This is a genomic window from Mesorhizobium sp. WSM4836 (genome assembly GCF_055811815.1).
The window spans coordinates 313665-332099 of record NZ_JBVVQF010000004.1 but is presented as its reverse complement, the minus strand read 5'-3'; the positions used below and the strand labels follow the sequence as shown (position 1 = coordinate 332099).

Here is an 18435-nt window from a genome sequence, read left to right as displayed (position 1 = left end):
GCGTTTCGGTACTGCGAGAGAAAACCCGATTACTTGATCTTGGTTTCCTTGAATTCGACGTGCTTCTTGGCGACCGGGTCGTACTTGCGGAACGACAGCTTGTCCGTCTTGGTGCGGCTGTTCTTGCTGGTCACGTAGAAGAAACCGGTGTCGGCGGTCGACAGAAGCTTGATCTTGATGTTTGCGGCTTTGGCCATGATGTTCGTCCGTTAAATGTTCGTGGAGTTTTGGCCGCTGGAGCACGGGGAAACACCCGGACGCGGGAAACTTGCCGCGACACATAAAGAACGCGCTCGGAAAGTCAACCCTTGCCGGGTTCTGTGTCGTAAGCAGATGAGTTGTCCGGATCAGGTGGCACGTGAGTTGTCCGGGTTTATTGCCGGCCGATGAGGCTGGGATGAAGCGGGTGGCGTCTCACTTTGAATGCTGGCTATGAGTATCGAGCGATGGACGGCTGATCGATCACCCAAAGCCAGTTCCCGTCACTTTGCCGGCGAGCGATTTCCGCAGTCACGGTGCCATCTGCAAGGCGCGTGGACGTAAGCGCCAAATCCCCGTTAATGATAGCCGGACGCTGATCTCCGAGGTCAAACTTTCGTCCCGCTGCCACCAACTTGGCGTAAAATCGGCGGATGGCGTCTCTGCCGCAGGCCAACTGTCCGTTGCCGGTGTCGAGGGTGGCACCGGGTTCATAAAGAGCAGCCATTCCTTCCGCGTCTCCCGCTTGCTCGCGAGAAACCAATAGCCGCGCCAGATCCTGGGGATCGCTTGCCGGTTTGCGGTTTGCTTCATCGGTCATTGGGAGGCTTCCTGACAGCCAAATTCAAACCGAGAATTCCGGTCACTCCGCCGCGACAGTTTCCGGCCGCATCGCCTTCTTCCAATCTCCTGTCGTGTTCCACCAGCGGTTCGGGTTGGCGCGGTCGTTGAGGCCCTTGGAGCGGCTGGCAAGCAGTGGCTGAATGCGGATCACCGGCTCCTGATAACTGTGAACCTGGTAAATCGCTTCGACGACGCGAGCGGCGAGCTTCTGGTCATCGGGCAGTTCGAACGACACCTTGACAGTCCCTGGCCGCCTGCGCAATTCCGTCTCGGCGCCGGAGGCGGCACCTTCAAGCGGCCGGTAACGTTCGATGCCGTCCGCCGACTGAAACGCATTGCTGTCATATTTGCCCATTCCGAGCGGCGCGATCGCGACCACCGCTTCCATGATGCGGTCGACATCGGCTGCCGGTGCCTGAAAGGTCACCAGCAGCAGCAATTCCATCCGCAGCGATTTCGTTTCAAAGCCACTGTCGATCATCCGAGGTCTCCCTGCTCGTGCACTTTGAGGGAGCATATACTCGAGCCCTCCTGACATGGTTGTGTCAGTAGTTGGTCAGCGGCGGGAGCGATGTCGGCAGCTGGGCCGACTCAGAGGATTTTGCGGAGCAGCCTGGTGCCGACCAGCACGATGTAGCAGGCGAAGAACAGGCCGAGCGCCCAACCGAAGCCCGACGGCCCGAAAGCGTCCATGCCGATGCCGATTGCCTGCGGGCCAAGCACCATGCCGACACCATAGCAAAGCACGAAGGCGGCGTTGGCGGAAGCCAGTTCGTGGCCGGAAAGCTGCGAGCCAAGATGCGCCAGACCGATTGTGTACATAGCAGCGACCACACCGCCCCAGACGAACAGAAGCGCTGCCATCAAATGCCAGTTCTGCGCGAAGAACGGCATGAAGATTGTGCCGGCAAGTCCGACGGTGGCACAGGCCATCAGCAGATAGCGGCGGTCGCTAACGCGGTCGCTGATCATGCCGATAGGGATCTGCAACAGCACGTTGCCGAGCCCGATCATGGTGAGCAAAAGCGCGGCGTCCGCCTCTGAGTAGCCGATGCGGTTACCGTAGACCGGGAACAGGGCAAAGCCGCCGGTCTCGACCGCGCCGAACACCAGCACGGCGGCGGTCGCCGTCGGCACCAGCCATATATAACGCAGAAAATTGCTGGTTTCGCCGTCGGAGACGATGGTCGGGCTCTCGTTGCGCGCCGCCAGAACCGGTATGGCGGCCAGCGTTACGAGCGCGATGGTGACGCCGAATGGGAGGAAACCGCTGCTGCCGAGATGGGCGAACAGCCAAGGCCCGGCGGCAAAGCCGAGAGACAGCACTGTGGCATAGATGCCGAGGACCAGTCCGCGCCGGTGTGGCGGCGCCGAGGTGCTGATCCAGAATTCCGACAGGATGAACAGCACCGTCAGCGCGATGTGCAGCAGCACGCGCAGCGGAAACCACATCCAGAAAGCCGGCGCGAAATGGAAACCGACAAAGGCCAGCGCCCCGGCCGCGATCATGGCAAGCATCGTCCAGGCGACCCCGAACCGCATGGCAAGCGGGGTGGCGAGCGGCGCGCCGGCGATCGAGGCGAGGCCGGCGACCGCGGTGTTGAGACCGATCATCGACGCGGAATGGCCACGCGTTTCCAGGATCACGCTGAGCAGCGGCATGCCAAGGCCGATGGCGATGCCGACGACGCTGATCGACGAGATCGCCGCGACCATCGGCAGCCAGTGTACGCGTTCCTTGCCCTGCGGCTGGGTATCGACTGTCATGAAAGTGCCTGGCTGCTCTAGAGAATTTCGCGGACGAAGCGATTACGGACAAGTCGGTAGAACGGTACGGGACTGCCGGGGCTCAGCAGCGGATCCTGGGCGAGCCGCGTTTCCAACTCCTCCAGGACCGTGCGCGTGATGTCTGGAATATCGGCTTGCCTGGCCTTGGCCAGCGGCAGCCAAACGACGTCCTCCAACTCATTGGTCGGACCGCCACCCGGCAGTTGCACGGCGACATCGTCGCGCCATGCGGCGAGAAAGCGCGTATCGAAGCGGCGAACCCGGTTGGGCGGTGTGATGGCGCGTGCAACGAAGCGCAGCGCTTGCAGTGATGGGATGACGCCGTGCTCGACAAAGCCCTGCCAGTCGCGTCTGGCGGTCGCGAAGGTGCCTTTCTGGCCGATCAGCAGGCCGGCCTCCTCATAGGTTTCGCGGATTGCCGACAAGGCAATGGCGCGGGCGCGGGCCGGGCTGGTGCGGCCGATGCCAGCGGTCAATCTCGCTTCTTCCTCGGGATGAAGTGCGGTGGCTATCGAGACGCGGCTGTCGGCCGGGTCGGTGCGGCCGCCGGGAAACACGAATTTTCCCGGCATGAAGGCATGACGGGCGTGGCGCCGGCCCATCAGCACCAGCAACTCGCCTGCTTGTCGGTCGAGCAGGATCAGCGTCGCGGCGTCGCGCGGGCGTATAGGCTTGGCCTCGAGTGCGACCCGCTCAATCTTGTCGACTTCCACCTTGGTCATAACGTCCATGCGCTCGACCTAGCGGAATCTTCTCCGATACGAAAGTGGCGTCCAGCCATGCCGATTGCGCCAGCCTCGGTTCAAGCCTCGGGATGCGACTCGATCAGATCTTCTTCACCGCCAAAGCCGTGCATATAAAACGCCCATTGCAGGCCGATGACAGCGCCCTTGACCGGCTGCAGCAGGACGACGGCGAGAATGATGGTCAATGGCACCCAGATGGCGATGTGCTGCCAGGTCGACAGCGTCGAGGTTGCCTCGACACCCATGAAGGCGCCGAGCACGATGTGGCCGACAATGACCACCACAAGATAGGCCGGCAGGTCGTCGGCGCGATGGTGGTGGAGCTCCTCGCCGCAATGATCGCATTTGTCGACCGTCTTGACGAAGGCGCGAAACAGCTTGCCCTCGCCGCAATGCGGGCAGCGGCCGAGCACGCCGCGCTTCATTGCCGTCCATAGCGGCCGGGCGGTCCGGCCCGAGTGATGTTCGCCGCCGAAAACCCGTTCTTCCACTTGCAGTTCTGTTGGCATTACCGTCTCCTGCCGCGCGAGCCTGGACGCGATTGCGACGCCCGGGCGCGGCCTTTGGCCTTGTGGAACGACCGTTTGGAGCCGGGCAGCGGCTTTGGCTCGGTCAGCATCTCGAAACGCATCGCGCCGGCCATCGGCGCCACCTCGATCAGGCGAACCTCGACGCGATCGGCAAGCTGATAGCCCTTGCCGGTGCGTTCTCCGAAAAGCGATCGAGCAGTTTCGTCGTATATATAGTAGTCGCCGCCCAGGGTTGAAACCGGAATGAAGCCATCCGCGCCATACTGCGGCAATTGGACAAACAGGCCCGATTTGGTAACGCCCGAGATGCGGGCGTCGAAACGGTCGTCGATGCGCTCGGCAAGATAGGCGGCGATCAGCCGGTCGACCGTGTCGCGCTCGGCGGCCATCGCACGCCGCTCGGTCGCCGAGATCAGCGCCGAGACCTCTTCCAGCCGTTCCGCCTCGTCCTGCGTCAGGCCGCCCGGACCAAGGCCGAGTGCGGCAATCAGCCCGCGATGCACGATCAGGTCGGCATAGCGGCGGATCGGCGAGGTGAAATGCGCGTAGCGCTTAAGATTGAGGCCGAAATGGCCGATATTGGCCGGCGAATATTCGGCCTGGCTTTGCGAGCGCAGCACCACTTCGTTGACCAGTCCCTCATTGTCGGCGCCGCGCACGCGAGCGAGGATGCCGTTGAATTGGTTCGGCCGCATCTGCGCGCCGCGCGCCAGCGACAGGCCGAGCGTCTGCAGGAATTCACGCAGCGATTCCTGCTTGGCGAGCGAGGGCGCATCGTGGATGCGGTAGACCAGCGCCTGCCGCTTCGCCTCGAGTGTCTCGGCGGCGGCGACATTGGCCTGGATCATGAACTCTTCGATCAGCTTGTGCGCGTCGAGCCGCTCCGGCACGACGACCTTGTCGACGGTGCCGTCCTGCTTGAGCACGATCTTGCGCTCCGGCAGGTCGAGTTCGAGCGGCTGGCGCGTGTCGCGGCCGCGCTTCAGGATTGAGTAGGCGTCCCATAGCGGCCTTAGCACCGTATCGAGGATCGGGCCAGTCGTGTCATCCGGTGCGCCGTCGATCGCCGCTTGCGCCTGCTGATAGGCGAGTTTCGCCGCCGACTTCATCATGACGCGATGGAAGGAGTGTCTGAGTTTGTGACCATCGGCCGAGAAAGTCATACGCACCGCAATTGCCGGACGATCCTGGCCTTCACGCAATGAACAGAGGTCGTTCGAGATGCGTTCCGGCAGCATTGGTACGACCCGGTCGGGGAAATAGACCGAATTGCCGCGCTTCAGCGCTTCGCGATCGAGCGCCGTGCCATAGCGCACGTATGCAGCGACATCGGCAATGGCGACGGTGACAATTACGCCGCCGGCGTTCTTCTCGTCGGTGTCGGGCATGGCGAACACCGCGTCGTCATGATCCTTGGCGTCGGCCGGATCGATGGTGAGCAGCGGCAACTCGCGCCAATCCTCGCGGCCGGCAAGCGTCGCCGGCTTGACCGCCTCCGCCTCGGCGATGACATCGGCGGGAAAAATATGCGGAATGTCGTGTGCGTGGATCGCGATCATCGAGACCGCCTTTTCGCTGGTCAGGGAGCCCAGCACCGCCAGAACCTTGGCTCCCGGCAGCCCGTAGCGGGAGGCCCGCGCCGGCTCGACCTCGACCAGGTCGCCATTCTTGGCGCCGTTCTGGAATTCCTTGTCGACGACCAGCTCCGGCTGGCGCCTTTCCACCGGCTCGATGCGGAACGTGCCGTCCTTCAGCACGCGGAAAACGCCGAGAACCGCATCGGTGCGTTTCTCGAATATCTTCATCACCCGGCCGGTATAGGCCGGGCCTGCCGGATCGTCGGTCGGAAAGGTCTTGGCCAGCACGCGGTCGCCGATGCCCGGCGTCGGGCCATTGCCGCCGCGCGACACGCGGATCGCTATGACCGGAGGTTCGCCATTGCCGACCGCTTCGGTCGGGTGCGCCAGCAGCACACCGTCGGCGTCACGGCCGAAGATGTCGAGCACCGCGACGTGGGGCAGGGCGCCGACACGGGCAAGCCGCTTGCGCTCCTTGGTCAGCAGGCCTTCGTCCTGCAGATCGCGCAAGACGTCCTTCAGCCAGATACGGTCTTCGCCGCGCAGCGCAAACGCCTTGGCGATGTCGCGTTTTCCGGCGCGGTCCGGGTTTTCGGCGATGTAACGCAGTATCTCGTCACGCGAGGGCCGGTAGTTGTCCCTGACCTTGGCGCGGGTATCGGCGGTGCGCAGATCGCCGTGGCTTCTTCCGGAGACTTTGCGCGCCAACCCGTTCTATCCCTTTTTCCTGGCCGCCGGCTTTTTGGCCGCAGCCGGTTTCTTCGCAGGCGCGGCCGCTTTGCGGAAGGGCTTCCTGGCGCCATTGCCGCCCTTGGCTTCCCTTTCAGCAATGAGCGCCACTGCGTCCTCGATCGTCACCGATTGCGGATCCTTGCCCTTCGGCAGCGTCGCATTGACCTTGCCGAAATTCACATAAGGTCCGTATTTGCCGTCGCGCACGACGATCTTGCCGCCGCCGGCGGGATGCTCGCCAAGTTCCTTGAGCGCAGCGGCTGTGCCACCATTGCGGCCGCCTTTGCCTTTCAACTGCTTCTCGGCGATCACCGAGACGGCGCGATTGAGGCCGATCGAGAACACGTCCTCGATGCTGTCGAGATTGGCGTAGGTGCCGTCATGCAGCACGAATGGCCCGTAGCGCCCCAGCCCGGCCGAAATCATCTTGCCAGATTCCGGATGCTTGCCGACGTCGCGCGGCAGCGACAACAAGGCGAGCGCCTTTTCATGATCGATCGAATCGACAGTCCAGCCCTTGGGCAGGCTGGAGCGCTTGGCATCCTTGCCGTCGCCGCGCTGGATATAGGGGCCGAACCGGCCATTGCGCAACGTGATCTCCTCGGCGGTATAGGGATCCTTGCCGAGCACTTTCGTGCCGTCTTCGCCACCGCCGTTCTCGCCATTGGGATTGGCGGCGTCACCGAGCTGGCGGGTAAAGGAACATTCGGGATAGTTCGAGCAGCCGACGAAGGCGCCGAACTTGCCGAGCTTCAGCGACAGGTTGCCGGTGCCGCATTTCGGACAGATACGCGGGTTCGAACCGTCTTCGCGCGCGGGAAAGACCAGCGGCGCCAGTTCCTCGTTCAATGCATCGAGGACGTCGGTGACCCGCAGCTCCTTGATGTCGGCGACGGCGCCGGAAAAATCCTTCCAGAAATCGCGCAGCACGTCCTTCCAGGCGAGCTTGCCGTCGGAAATCTCGTCGAGTTTCTCCTCGAGCGAAGCGGTGAAGTCGTACTCGACATAACGCTCGAAGAAGCTTTCGAGGAAGGCCGACAATAGCCGGCCCTTGGCCTGTGGCACCAGCTTGCGCTTGTCGATGGTGACATAGTCACGATCCTCAAGCGTCTTCAGGATCGCCGTATAGGTGGACGGCCGGCCGATGCCCAGCTCTTCCAGTTTCTTGATCAGCGAAGCTTCCGAATAACGCGGCGGCGGCTCGGTGGTGTGCTGGGTAGCGTTGATCGCCTGGCGGGTGAGCTGCTCGCCGGCACGGATCTCGGGCAGACGGCGGCTTTCCTCGTCTTCCGAATCTTCTTCCTTCTGCTCGATGTAAGCTGCAAGGAAGCCGTCGAAGCGAACAACCGAGCCGACGGCGCGAAGCTCGGCGGTGCGCGGGCCGTTGACCGCCTCGATCTCGACCGTCGTGCGCTCGATCTCGGCCGGCTGCATCTGGCTGGCGATGGCGCGTTTCCAGATCATCTCGTAAAGCCGCGCCTGGTCGGCGTCGAGATACTGCTTGACGGAAGCCGGCGTGCGCATGAAATCGGTCGGACGGATCGCTTCGTGCGCCTCCTGGGCATTCTTGGCCTTGGCGGAATAGTAGCGCGGCTTTTCAGGCAGGTATTTAGGGCCGAATTCCTTGGCAATCGCATCGCGTGCGGCAGAGATCGCCTCCGGTGCCATCTGCACGCCGTCGGTTCGCATATAGGTGATCAGGCCGGTGGTCTCACCGCCGATCTCCATGCCCTCATAGAGCCGCTGCGCCACCTGCATGGTGCGGTTGGCCGAAAAGCCGAGACCCGATGAGGCTGCCTGCTGCAGTGTCGAGGTGGTGAAGGGCGGGCCGGGATTGCGCTTGGTCGGCTTGGCTTCGACCGACGCCGCCCTGAAGCTGGCGCCTTCGAGCATCGCCTTGATGTCGTCGGCCTGCGCCTTGTTGGAAATGTCGAGCTTTTGCAGCTTCTTGCGCTCGAAGGCGGTCAGCCGCGCCTCGAAATTTTCCTTGCGCGGCGTACCGAGAATGGCGGCGACCTGCCAGTATTCCTCGCGGATGAAGCGCTCGATCTCGGATTCGCGGTCGCAGACCAGACGTAGCGCCACCGACTGGACACGGCCGGCGGAGCGGGCGCCGGGCAGCTTGCGCCACAGCACGGGCGACAGCGTGAAGCCGACCAGATAGTCGAGCGCGCGGCGGGCGAGATAGGCATCGACCAGCGGCGCATCGATCTGGCGCGGATTGGCCATTGCCTCCAGCACCGACGCCTTGGTGATGGCGTTGAAGACGACGCGGCTGACCGGCTTGTCCTTCAACGCGCGCTTTTGCTTCAGCACTTCCAGGACATGCCAGGAGATCGCTTCGCCCTCGCGGTCCGGATCGGTGGCGAGGATCAGCCCGTCGGCGTCCTTGACCGCCTTGGCGATATCGGCGAGACGCTTTCCCGACGCGGTGTCGACGGCCCAGGACATGGCAAAGTCCTCATCGGGACGCACCGAGCCATCTTTGGCCGGCAGATCGCGGACATGGCCGAACGAGGCCAGAACCTTGTAGTTCCTGCCGAGGTACTTGTTGATTGTCTTCGCCTTGGCCGGCGATTCGACGACGACGACGTCCATACGGTCTCATATCAGTTGTGATGCGGCAGAAGAATTCCGCTGCGCGCGACGAAATTTCGTTCAATGTGTCGCTCACATGGCCGCGCTTTTGCATCCGGTCAAGGCCAAGCAGTCAAAATGCGGCCCTGTACCGAATGCGCAACCCAACGGCGCGCCATGCGATTTCCGCAATCCTGGACAAGGGAAATGGGCAGCCTAGCGCTGGACAAGCCCGGCAATTGATCCTGGAGAACGGGACAAACTCTCCCGCGGATATAAGAGAAACATCAATCACGCGCCAGCCCTGGTTGAACAGATGCTGTCAAAACGCCCAATCGGATGGGGCCGGAGGCGACGACTTGCCACGCGATGGTGATTGGCGGACGGCCGTTGTCGCGGCTATATGGCTGCGCAGTCATTTGGAGACGGAAATGGCATTGGACGTCGGCTATGTCAGCGCGATCGGGGCGGGAGCAATTTCGTTCCTGTCCCCTTGCGTGCTGCCGCTGGTGCCGCCTTACCTGTGCTATATGGCCGGCGTGTCGGTCGACGATTTCCGCGGCGAGGCCGGCATTACGGCAAAGGCCGGTGCGCGAGGCGCGCTGGTTAATTCCTCCATCGCCTTCGTGCTCGGCTTCTCGACCGTCTTCGTCGCGCTCGGCGCTGGCGCCTCGACCATCGGCCATCTGCTGCGGGTCTGGCAGGAGCCGCTGGCAATGGCGGCTGGCGTGCTGATCATCCTGATGGGGCTGAATTTCCTCGGCGTACTGCGCATCCCTTTGCTTTCGCGCGAGGCGCGCTTTCAGTCGCAAGGCAAGCCGGCCAGCCTGATCGCCGCCTACGTCATGGGCTTGGCCTTCGCCTTTGGCTGGACGCCCTGTATCGGCCCGGTACTGGGGCCGATCCTGACGCTTGCCGGCGGCCGCGAGACGGTGGGCGAGGGCGCGCTGCTGCTTGCCGCCTACTCGCTTGGCCTCGGCATACCGTTCCTGATCGCTGCGCTATTTTCCGGCGCCTTCATGCGCTTTCTCGGGAAATTCCGCGTCCATCTCGGCCGCGTCGAAAAGGCCATCGGCGCGTTGCTGGTGGTCGCCGGCGTGTTTTTCCTGACTGGCGGCGTGCAGGCGGTGTCATACTGGCTGCTCGAGAATTTTCCGGTACTGGGGCAATTGGGATAGGTTGCCGCCCGGCCGAAGCGCGAGGCCATAGCTGCGGCGCAAGGCACCGCAGCTACGTGGTCCGTTCAACCTTCGAAATAGCCCGGCTGGTCGATATCAGCGATGAGCCCGGGTCCGCTCGGCGCCCACCCCAGCAGTGCGCGAGTCCGTTCGCTCGAGGTCGGGACGTCCATCGCCGCGAACATCGCGAACCAGCCAAAATGATCGGCGGCTTCTTCGGCGGACTTGGCGACGACAGGCACGTTCAGGCGCCGACTGATCACGCTGGCGATGTCCTTGAACGGCACGCCTTCTTCGGCGATCGCGTGATACCGCTCGCCACGAGCTCCATGCTCTAGTGCAAGCCGGTAGACGCGGGCGGCATCGAACCGATGCACGGCGGGCCAGCGATTGAGCCCTTCGCCGACATAGGCCGATACGCCCTTCCTGCGAGCAAGGTCGATGAGAATAGGAACAAAGGCGTGATCGCCTTGGCCATGGACCGACGGCGGAAGGCGCACAACCGATGCGCGCACCCCGCGTGCCGCCAGCGCGGCGGCTGTCGCTTCGGAGGCGCGGGGATACGAAGCGGAAGAGGGGACAGGAGCATCTTCCTCCGTCGCGATACGGCCTCGCGCCTGAAGCGCGGTTCCGGAGGTGACGAGCAGGGGGCGCTCGGAGCCTTCGAGTGCTCCGCCCATCGCCTCGATGGCGCGCCGGTCCATCTCGCAGTTTTGCGCGAACTTAGAGAAGTCGTGGTTAAAGCCGGTATGGATCACCGCGTCGGCTGCTGCTGCGCCCCTGTGCAGGCTTTCCAGATCTTCGAGATCACCTCGATGCACCTCCGCTCCGGCGGCGGCAAGTGACTTGGCCGATGCCTCGGACCGGGCGAGGCCGAGCACCTGATACCCGGCGCCGATGAGTTCTTGAACGACGGCAGAACCGAGGAATCCGGTCGCTCCGGTAACGAAAACACGCATCACGACTTCTCCTTGTTCATTTCTGACCATCATCATGTTCGCGGTCTGATGGTGTCGTGATAGGCGCTTGAGAAAATACGATCTATGCGGTAAAGTCCGTATTACCTTCGCAATCGTCCGGAATGACCCGTGGATCCCCTTTCAGATGTGCTCTCGCTGCTGAAGCCGCGAAACTATATGTCGGCCGGCTTTGACGCGGGTGGTGAATGGTCGATCCAGTTCCCCGACCAGCAGCAAAGCATCAAGACCGGAGCGGTGGTCTCCGGCCGGTGCTGGCTATCTGTGGAGGGCGTTGCCGACGCAGTGCGCCTTGAGACGGGAGACTGCTTCTTGCTGCCGAGTGGACGGCCTTTCCGCCTTGCAAGCGACATGGGCTTAATGCCTGTAGAGGCCGTCAAGATTTTTCCGCCTGCGCGAGCCGGCGGTGTCGTAACCCACAAAGGCGGTGGTGATTTCTTTCTGGTCAGCAGCCGCTTCGCGCTTGGCGGCAATCATGCCGGCATTCTGTTGCGGATGCTGCCAGCCATTGTGCATATCCGCAAAGAGTCGGACCAGTCGGCGCTGCGCTGGTCGGTGGAGCGGATGATGCAGGAGCTGCGCGAGCCGCGGCCGGGCGGGTTTCTGGTAATTCAGCACCTCGCCCACATGATGCTGGTTCAGGCGCTGCGGCTGCATCTTTCGGAAGGATTGAAAGGCGGCATCGGCTGGCTCTTTGCCCTCGCGGACAAACAGATCGGCGCGGCGATCAGCGCCATGCATGACAATCCGGCGCATGGCTGGACGTTACAGGAACTGGCGGAACGGGCCGGCATGTCGCGATCGAGCTTTGCGCTCAGATTCAAGGAGACGGTCGGCGCGTCGCCGATGGACTATTTGACGCGCTGGCGAATGCTGCTGGCCGGCGACCGGCTGACGAATTCCAGCGATCCCGTATCCGTCATCGCACTTTCGCTCGGCTACGAATCCGAAAGCGCCTTCAGCACAGCCTTCAAGCGGGTCATGAACTGTTCGCCGCGGCAATATGGCCGCCGAACTCCCGGCTTCGCATCGCTGGAAGCCGCCTGAGCCGAGCGGCTTGAGCGTGCCGCGGGTTGGAGGTTCCACCGCCTCACCGGAATTTAACCGCATTGGTGCAGCATGGCGCCGGTGCTACTAACGATTTCAGACTCCTTTCAACGGTTGCCATCCCATGAGCCAGAGATCCTGCCTGTCCATCATCCTCGCCGCTGGCGAAGGCACGCGCATGAAGAGTGCGGTGCCGAAAGTGCTTCACACAATCGCAGGCCTGCCGATGGTTGCCCATGTCGTCAAGGCGGCTAAAGCCGCCGGGACCAGCGATCTGGCGCTGGTGATCGGCCATGGCGCCGACGAGATGCGCAAGGCCGCACTCAAGTTTGCGCCTAAGGCCGAGGCTTTCGTCCAGGAAAAACGTCTCGGCACCGCACACGCCGTGCTTGCCGCCCGCGCAGCAATATCAAAGGGTTATGACGACATCCTGGTGATGTTTGGCGATACGCCGTTGATCGATCCGGAAGCACTTGCGGCCGCGCGGCTGAAGCTGGCCGAAGGTGCGGCCGTCGTCGTGGTCGGCTTCCGTACAGAAAATCCTACGGGCTACGGCCGGCTTATCGAAAAGGCCGGCAAGCTCGTGGCCATCCGCGAGGAAAAGGACTGCTCGGACGAGGAGAAGAAAATCACCTTCTGCAATGGCGGGCTGATGGCGGTCGCCGGCAGGCACGCGCTGAAGCTGCTCGATGGAGTCGGCAGCAAGAACGCCAAGGGCGAGTATTATCTCACCGATATCGTCAAGATCGCCGCTGCGCAGGGACTTGATGTCGTCGGCACCGAAGCCAGTTTCGAGAACGCGCTCGGCATCAACAACCGTGCCGAGCTTGCCCAGGCGGAAGGTATCTGGCAGACGCGCCGGCGGCGCGAGGCGATGCTTTCTGGCGTTACGCTGATTGCGCCCGAAACCGTGTTCTTCTCGCACGATACCGAGATCGGCGCCGACACGATCGTCGAACCGAATGTCTGGTTCGGGCCGGGCGTGAAAATCGCCTCGGGCGGCAAGATCCATGCCTTCAGTCACATCGAAGGCGCGACCATCGCGTCGAATTGCGATGTCGGGCCGTTCGCGCGACTGCGACCAGGGGCGGATTTGAGAAACAAGGCCAAGGTCGGCAATTTCTGCGAGGTTAAGCAGGCGATCGTCGAGGAGGGCGCCAAGGTCAACCACCTGACCTATATCGGCGATGCCCGCATCGGCGCCGGCGCCAATATCGGCGCCGGCACCATCACCTGCAACTATGACGGCTATTCGAAATTCTTCACCGACATCGGCGAGGGCGCCTTCATCGGCTCGAATTCCTCACTGGTGGCGCCGGTATCGATCGGCAAGGGCGGCTACATCGCTTCGGGCAGCGTTATCACCGAAAGCGTACCCGACGATGCGCTGGCCTTCGGCCGTGCCCGCCAGCGGACCCTGCCCGGCAAGGGCAAGGAGTTGCGCGAACGGTTTGCTTCGGTCGCGGCGGCCCGCAAAAAAGGGTAGGCGCGACGAGCGCTATCATGTCTTTGACTGATTTCTGGAGCCGTTCAAGCGAGATAGGATGCATGCGCGGAGAAACTGAGCAATTGCAGTAACCGGATTGCAAGTGCGCCCTGTCATGGTGCATCTGTGCAGGATAGTCCGGCCGATACCGGACGAAATGGAATGTGATTTTTCGCGGCAGCCCGGCAGTCTCTAAATAGCGCCGGGTTTCAGGTCGGAATCGGGGGCAAGCGCCATGTGCGGTATCGTTGGAATTGTCGGTAACTCGCCAGTCGCGCCGCTTATCGTCGATGCGCTGAAACGGCTCGAATATCGCGGCTATGACTCGGCCGGCGTCGCCACGATCGAGCACGGCAGGCTTGACCGCCGCCGCGCCGAGGGCAAGCTGGTCAATCTCGAGCGCCGGCTGAGGGACGAGCCGCTCGACGGCATGATCGGCATCGGCCACACACGCTGGGCCACGCATGGCGTACCGAACGAAACCAATGCGCATCCGCATTTTTCCGACGGGCTCGCCATCGTCCATAACGGCATCATCGAGAATTTCGCCGCGCTTCGCGACGAGCTGATCCGCGACGGCTACAACTTCGCCTCGCAAACCGACACCGAGGTCGTTGCGCATCTGGTGGCCCGCGAACTGGCCAAGGGACTGAAGCCCGTCGAGGCTGCGCACCAGGCGCTGAAGCGGCTGGAAGGTGCCTTTGCGCTGGCCATCATGTTCACGGGCGACGAGGATTTGATTGTCGGCGCCCGCAACGGCCCGCCACTCGCCGTAGGTCATGGCGAGGGCGAGATGTTCCTTGGTTCCGACGCCATTGCGCTTGCCCCTTTCACCAATTCGATCACCTATCTGGAAGACGGCGACTGGGCGGTGGTGCGCCGCAACGAGGTCGATATCTTCGATATGGACGGCAACAAGGTCGACCGCAAACGCCAGCAGTCGCTCAGCACGAGCTTCATGGTCGACAAAGGCAACCGCCGCCATTTCATGGAAAAGGAAATCCATGAGCAGCCGGAAGTGATCTCGCACACGCTGGCACATTATGTTGATTTCGCTGGCGGCGTCTCGAAGCCGCTCGACCTGCCGTTCGATTTCGCCAAGATCGACCGGTTGGCGATCTCGGCCTGCGGCACCGCTTATCTCGCCGGGCTGATCAGCAAATACTGGTTCGAGCGCTATGCGCGGCTGCCGGTCGACATCGATGTCGCTTCGGAGTTCCGCTACCGCGAGATGCCGCTGTCGAAGAACGATGCCGCTTTCTTCATCTCGCAATCGGGTGAGACCGCCGACACGCTGGCGTCGCTGCGCTACTGCCGCAAGGCCGGCATGAAGATCGGCGCGGTCGTCAATGTGCGCGAATCGACCATGGCGCGCGAATCCGACGTCATCCTGCCCACGTTGGCCGGCCCGGAGATCGGCGTCGCCTCGACCAAGGCGTTCACCTGCCAGCTTTCCGTGCTGGCCTCGCTGGCGGTGCGGGCCGGCGTGGCGCGCGGAACGATTTCGCATGAGCAGGAGAAAACGCTGATACGCGAGCTGTCGGAAGCGCCGCGTTACGCCAACCAGGTGCTAAAGCTCGACGGGCAGATCGAAAAGATCGCGCGCGACCTCTCGCACTACAAGAACGTTCTCTATCTCGGCCGTGACACCAATTTTCCGCTGGCCATGGAAGGCGCGCTGAAGCTCAAGGAGATTTCCTATATCCATGCCGAGGGCTATGCCGCCGGCGAGTTGAAGCACGGCCCGATCGCGCTGATCGACGAGAACATGCCCGTCATCGTCATCGCCCCGCATGATCGCATCTTCGAAAAAACGGTGTCGAACATGCAGGAGGTGGCGGCGCGCGGCGGCAAGATCATCCTGATCACCGACGGCAAGGGCGCGGCACACGCTACGGTGAAGACGATGGAGACGATCGTTTTGCCTGATGTGCCGGAAATCATCTCGCCGATCATCTACGCGCTGCCGATCCAGATGCTCGCCTACTTCACCGCCGTGTTCATGGGTACGGATGTCGACCAGCCTCGCAACCTGGCGAAATCGGTAACGGTGGAATAGGTCTCGTTTTAAAACTTCGCCATTCCAAAGCGCCTTCGGGTTCAGTAGTGTCGCGCTGCAAACACACGCTGCGGTGAACCATGTCGGATGCTCTCAAGACCTCAGGCATGACCCGGCTGAGAAATTATTTCCTGACCGGCTTTGTCGTTTGCGCGCCGCTCGCGATCACCGCCTACATTGCCTGGTCGCTGATCGGCTGGGTCGATTCCTGGGTCAAACCCTACATTCCGGTACGCTACAATCCGGACACCTACCTGCCGTTTCCAGTGCCGGGTTTTGGGCTGATCGTTGCCCTGATCCTCATCACCTTCATCGGCTTTATGACCGCCAATATCGTTGGCCGCGCCATTGTCAATTTCGGCGAGCGCCTGCTTGGCCGCATGCCGCTGGTGCGCGGCATCTACGGTTCGCTGAAGCAGATTTTCGAGACCGTGCTGTCGAACAAGGGCGACATGTTCCGCCAGGTCGGGTTGGTCGAATATCCGCGCAAGGGCGTCTGGGCGCTGGTCTTCGTCGCCAGCGAGAAGGAAACCGAGATCAACCAGAAGCTCGACCAACAAGGCGATCCGCTGATTGCCGTGTTCATGCCGTGTACGCCCAACCCGACGACGGGCTTTCTGATGTATGTGCCGAAATCCGACATTGTGCTGCTCGACATGACGATCGAGGACGGAGCCAAGCTGATCGTGTCGGCCGGCCTGGTGGCGCCGGCTGTCAAAATGGTGACAGTGAACGGCGAGCAGATCCACGCCGCGCTTGCCAATCCTCCGCTCGACACGATGCCTCAGCCGGCACGCAGGAGCCGCACGGCCTCGTCGCGGCCGAATAGATAGAGCAACAGACGCAGCGCCGTGCCGCGTTCGGACTGCAGTTCCGGATCGCGCGACAGGATCAACCGCGCATCGTCGCGAGCGGCCTCGAGCAGGTCGGCATGCGCCTCGATGCGCGCCACCTGGAAGCCCGGCGTGCCGGACTGGCGGGTGCCGAGCAACTCGCCTTCGCCGCGCAGCTTCAGGTCCTCTTCGGCGATGCGGAAGCCGTCCTCGGTCTCGCGCATTACCGACAACCGGCGTTTTGCCGTCTCGCCAAGCGGTTCCTTGTAGAGCAGCACGCAGGACGATGGCTTGTCGCCACGCCCGACCCGGCCGCGCAGTTGGTGCAACTGGGCAAGGCCAAAACGCTCGGCATGCTCGATGACTATGATTGTCGCATCAGGCACATCGACGCCGACCTCGATGACGGTGGTGGCGATCAGGATACGGGTGTCGCCCTGCTTGAAGGCGCGCATCGCCTCGTCCTTGTCGGCGCCTTTCATGCGGCCGTGCACCAGGCCGATGCGGTCGCCGAACAGCGGCTTCAGCGAGGAAAAACGGTCCTCGGCCGACATCAGCTTGATTTCCTCGGATTCCTCGACCAGCGGACAGATCCAGTAGATTTTCTGGCCATCGGCGACGGCGTCGAGCATGCGTCCGATCAGTTCGTCGAGCCGTTCAAGCGGTAAGGTGACTGTGCGGATCGGCTGGCGGCCGGCCGGCTTTTCCGTCAGCTTCGACACGTCCATGTCGCCGAATGCAGTCAGCACCAGCGTCCGCGGTATCGGCGTTGCTGTCATCACCAGCATGTCGGGCGCATCGCCCTTGGCGCTGATCGCAAGGCGCTGGTGGACGCCGAAACGGTGCTGCTCGTCGACGACGGCGAACACGAGGTCACGGAACGTCACCGTTTCCTGGAACAGCGCATGGGTGCCGACGACGATGTCGATGTCACCATTGGCCAGCCCGGTCAGCGTGTCGGCGCGCTCGCGGCCCTTTTCGCGACCGGTGAGGACGGCGACACGCAGGCCGGCCCGTTCCGCCAACGGCGCAACCGTTGCCAGATGCTGGCGCGCCAGGATTTCGGTCGGCGCCATCAATGCCGCCTGGCCGCCGGCCTCGACGGCACGCGCCATGGCAAGCAGCGCGACCACCGTCTTGCCGGAGCCGACGTCGCCCTGCAAAAGGCGCAGCATGCGTTCGGGGTCACCGAGATCGGCGTTGATTTCGGCAAGCGCCATTTCCTGCGACATGGTCAGCGAATAGGGGAGTGCCACGCGCAGTTGTTCGACTATGCGGCCGTCGCCGACGAGTGGCCGGCCCGATAATCGGCGGACCTTGGCCCGCACCAGCGCCAGCGACACCTGGCCGGCCAAGAACTCGTCATAGGCAAGGCGCCGCCACGCTGCGCCGTCCACAGAGACGTCGATCGGGTCGTCAGGATTGTGGATGCGGTTGAGCGCATGGCCGAAAGCAGGAAAGGCATGGCGGCGCCGGAACTCGTCATCCTGCCATTCGGGCAGCACCGGCAGGCGGGCCAGCGCCTGGCCGATGGCCCGGCGCAGCACCTTGCCCGAGAGCCCGGCGGTCAGCGGATAGACCGGCTCGACCAACGGGAGGTTTTCCGCGTCACCGGCAAGTGCGATATGGTCGGGGTGAACCATGGTCGGGCGGCCGTTGAACCATTCCACGCGGCCTGAGACGACGACATGCTCGCCTACGGGCATTGCTTTTTCGAGATAGGCGGCATGGGCATGGAAGAAGGTCAGCGCGATCTCGCCGGTGTCGTCATGGGCGTAGACCCGGTACGGTACCGACCTGTTGCCGCGTGGCGGCGGCTGGTGGCGGTCGATGCGTACGTCGAGCGTAACGATGGCGCCTTCGGCCGAACCGGCGATGCCCGGCCGGTTGCGGCGGTCGATGACAGTATGCGGCAGCACGAACAAGAGGTCCCCGGCGCGTGCGGCCCGGTCGCCGAGGTCGGCCGCTACGACTTTTTCGATCAGGGCGCCAACCTTCGGCCCGACGCCTGCGAGCGAGGTAATCGGGACAAACAGTGGATCGAGGAGGGAGGGACGCATGATGTCAGCTTATGTTGCGGCGA

The 18435-nt window shown here is 63.0% G+C and carries 15 protein-coding genes; 5 read left to right on the top strand and 10 right to left on the bottom strand.

Features of this window, described 5'->3' with window-relative positions; translation table 11 throughout:
• Window positions 1-29 precede the first annotated feature (29 nt).
• The 8 genes from rpmG to topA all read right to left on the bottom strand — a co-directional run bounded on the left by rpmG (window position 30) and on the right by topA (window position 8793).
• Window positions 30-197, bottom strand: a complete 168-nt coding sequence (gene rpmG / locus AC0L2P_RS07705; RefSeq protein ID WP_006201775.1) for a 50S ribosomal protein L33 — start codon at window positions 195-197, stop codon at window positions 30-32.
• Window positions 198-430: 233 nt separating this feature from the next.
• Window positions 431-799 (bottom strand): YybH family protein, encoded by a 369-nt coding sequence (locus tag AC0L2P_RS07700; RefSeq protein ID WP_473500604.1) that lies wholly within the window; start codon window positions 797-799, stop codon window positions 431-433.
• A 42-nt stretch (window positions 800-841) separates the two neighbouring features.
• Window positions 842-1303, bottom strand: a complete 462-nt coding sequence (locus AC0L2P_RS07695; protein ID WP_473500603.1) for a YqfO family protein — start codon at window positions 1301-1303, stop codon at window positions 842-844.
• Between the two features lie 110 nt (window positions 1304-1413).
• Window positions 1414-2589 carry an MFS transporter gene (locus tag AC0L2P_RS07690; RefSeq protein ID WP_473500602.1) on the bottom strand — a complete coding sequence of 392 codons (1176 nt, stop codon included), beginning with the start codon at window positions 2587-2589 and terminating at the stop codon, window positions 1414-1416.
• A 17-nt stretch (window positions 2590-2606) separates the two neighbouring features.
• Window positions 2607-3341 carry an NUDIX hydrolase gene (locus AC0L2P_RS07685; RefSeq protein WP_473500601.1) on the bottom strand — a complete coding sequence of 245 codons (735 nt, stop codon included), beginning with the start codon at window positions 3339-3341 and terminating at the stop codon, window positions 2607-2609.
• Between the two features lie 71 nt (window positions 3342-3412).
• Window positions 3413-3865 (bottom strand): DUF983 domain-containing protein, encoded by a 453-nt coding sequence (locus AC0L2P_RS07680; RefSeq protein WP_473500600.1) that lies wholly within the window; start codon window positions 3863-3865, stop codon window positions 3413-3415.
• Window positions 3865-6171, bottom strand: coding sequence for a ribonuclease R (gene rnr / locus AC0L2P_RS07675; RefSeq protein ID WP_473500599.1), 2307 nt, complete (start codon window positions 6169-6171; stop codon window positions 3865-3867). Before rnr ends, AC0L2P_RS07680 begins: the two co-directional genes overlap by 1 nt.
• Window positions 6172-6177: 6 nt before the next feature.
• Window positions 6178-8793 carry a type I DNA topoisomerase gene (topA, locus tag AC0L2P_RS07670; protein ID WP_473500598.1) on the bottom strand — a complete coding sequence of 872 codons (2616 nt, stop codon included), beginning with the start codon at window positions 8791-8793 and terminating at the stop codon, window positions 6178-6180.
• A 410-nt stretch (window positions 8794-9203) separates the two neighbouring features.
• Here topA and AC0L2P_RS07665 point away from each other — a divergent pair, with 410 nt between their 5' ends.
• Complete coding sequence (locus AC0L2P_RS07665) at window positions 9204-9950, top strand: cytochrome c biogenesis CcdA family protein (protein WP_473500597.1); 747 nt, start codon at window positions 9204-9206, stop codon at window positions 9948-9950.
• A 65-nt stretch (window positions 9951-10015) separates the two neighbouring features.
• On the opposite strand, the gene AC0L2P_RS07660 is transcribed toward AC0L2P_RS07665, so the two are convergent.
• Window positions 10016-10909 carry an SDR family oxidoreductase gene (locus AC0L2P_RS07660; RefSeq protein WP_473500636.1) on the bottom strand — a complete coding sequence of 298 codons (894 nt, stop codon included), beginning with the start codon at window positions 10907-10909 and terminating at the stop codon, window positions 10016-10018.
• Between the two features lie 129 nt (window positions 10910-11038).
• Here AC0L2P_RS07660 and AC0L2P_RS07655 point away from each other — a divergent pair, with 129 nt between their 5' ends.
• The 4 genes from AC0L2P_RS07655 (at window position 11039) to AC0L2P_RS07640 (ending at window position 16352) form a co-directional block, all read left to right on the top strand.
• Window positions 11039-11974, top strand: a complete 936-nt coding sequence (locus AC0L2P_RS07655; RefSeq protein ID WP_473500596.1) for an AraC family transcriptional regulator — start codon at window positions 11039-11041, stop codon at window positions 11972-11974.
• Window positions 11975-12098: 124 nt separating this feature from the next.
• Window positions 12099-13460 (top strand): bifunctional UDP-N-acetylglucosamine diphosphorylase/glucosamine-1-phosphate N-acetyltransferase GlmU, encoded by a 1362-nt coding sequence (gene glmU / locus AC0L2P_RS07650; protein WP_473500595.1) that lies wholly within the window; start codon window positions 12099-12101, stop codon window positions 13458-13460.
• A 235-nt stretch (window positions 13461-13695) separates the two neighbouring features.
• Window positions 13696-15519 carry a glutamine--fructose-6-phosphate transaminase (isomerizing) gene (gene glmS, locus AC0L2P_RS07645; protein WP_473500594.1) on the top strand — a complete coding sequence of 608 codons (1824 nt, stop codon included), beginning with the start codon at window positions 13696-13698 and terminating at the stop codon, window positions 15517-15519.
• A gap of 80 nt (window positions 15520-15599) precedes the next feature.
• Complete coding sequence (locus AC0L2P_RS07640; protein ID WP_473500593.1) at window positions 15600-16352, top strand: DUF502 domain-containing protein; 753 nt, start codon at window positions 15600-15602, stop codon at window positions 16350-16352.
• On the opposite strand, the gene recG is transcribed toward AC0L2P_RS07640, so the two are convergent.
• A complete protein-coding gene (recG, locus tag AC0L2P_RS07635; RefSeq protein ID WP_473500592.1) occupies window positions 16304-18412 on the bottom strand; it encodes an ATP-dependent DNA helicase RecG in 2109 nt (702 codons plus the stop codon). The genes AC0L2P_RS07640 and recG overlap by 49 nt on opposite strands.
• Between the last annotated feature and the right edge of the window lie 23 nt (window positions 18413-18435).

Bases quoted from the DNA above. Each gene is read 5' to 3' on its own strand.
- rpmG (WP_006201775.1), bottom strand. From the start codon at position 197: ATGGCCAAAGCCGCAAACATCAAGATCAAGCTTCTGTCGACCGCCGAC.
- AC0L2P_RS07700 (WP_473500604.1), bottom strand. From the start codon at position 799: ATGACCGATGAAGCAAACCGCAAACCGGCAAGCGATCCCCAGGATCTG.
- AC0L2P_RS07695 (WP_473500603.1), bottom strand. From the start codon at position 1,303: ATGATCGACAGTGGCTTTGAAACGAAATCGCTGCGGATGGAATTGCTG.
- AC0L2P_RS07690 (WP_473500602.1), bottom strand. From the start codon at position 2,589: ATGACAGTCGATACCCAGCCGCAGGGCAAGGAACGCGTACACTGGCTG.
- AC0L2P_RS07685 (WP_473500601.1), bottom strand. From the start codon at position 3,341: ATGGACGTTATGACCAAGGTGGAAGTCGACAAGATTGAGCGGGTCGCA.
- AC0L2P_RS07680 (WP_473500600.1), bottom strand. From the start codon at position 3,865: ATGCCAACAGAACTGCAAGTGGAAGAACGGGTTTTCGGCGGCGAACAT.
- topA (WP_473500598.1), bottom strand. From the start codon at position 8,793: ATGGACGTCGTCGTCGTCGAATCGCCGGCCAAGGCGAAGACAATCAAC.
- AC0L2P_RS07665 (WP_473500597.1), top strand. From the start codon at position 9,204: ATGGCATTGGACGTCGGCTATGTCAGCGCGATCGGGGCGGGAGCAATT.
- AC0L2P_RS07660 (WP_473500636.1), bottom strand. From the start codon at position 10,909: ATGCGTGTTTTCGTTACCGGAGCGACCGGATTCCTCGGTTCTGCCGTC.
- glmU (WP_473500595.1), top strand. From the start codon at position 12,099: ATGAGCCAGAGATCCTGCCTGTCCATCATCCTCGCCGCTGGCGAAGGC.
- glmS (WP_473500594.1), top strand. From the start codon at position 13,696: ATGTGCGGTATCGTTGGAATTGTCGGTAACTCGCCAGTCGCGCCGCTT.
- AC0L2P_RS07640 (WP_473500593.1), top strand. From the start codon at position 15,600: ATGTCGGATGCTCTCAAGACCTCAGGCATGACCCGGCTGAGAAATTAT.
- recG (WP_473500592.1), bottom strand. From the start codon at position 18,412: ATGCGTCCCTCCCTCCTCGATCCACTGTTTGTCCCGATTACCTCGCTC.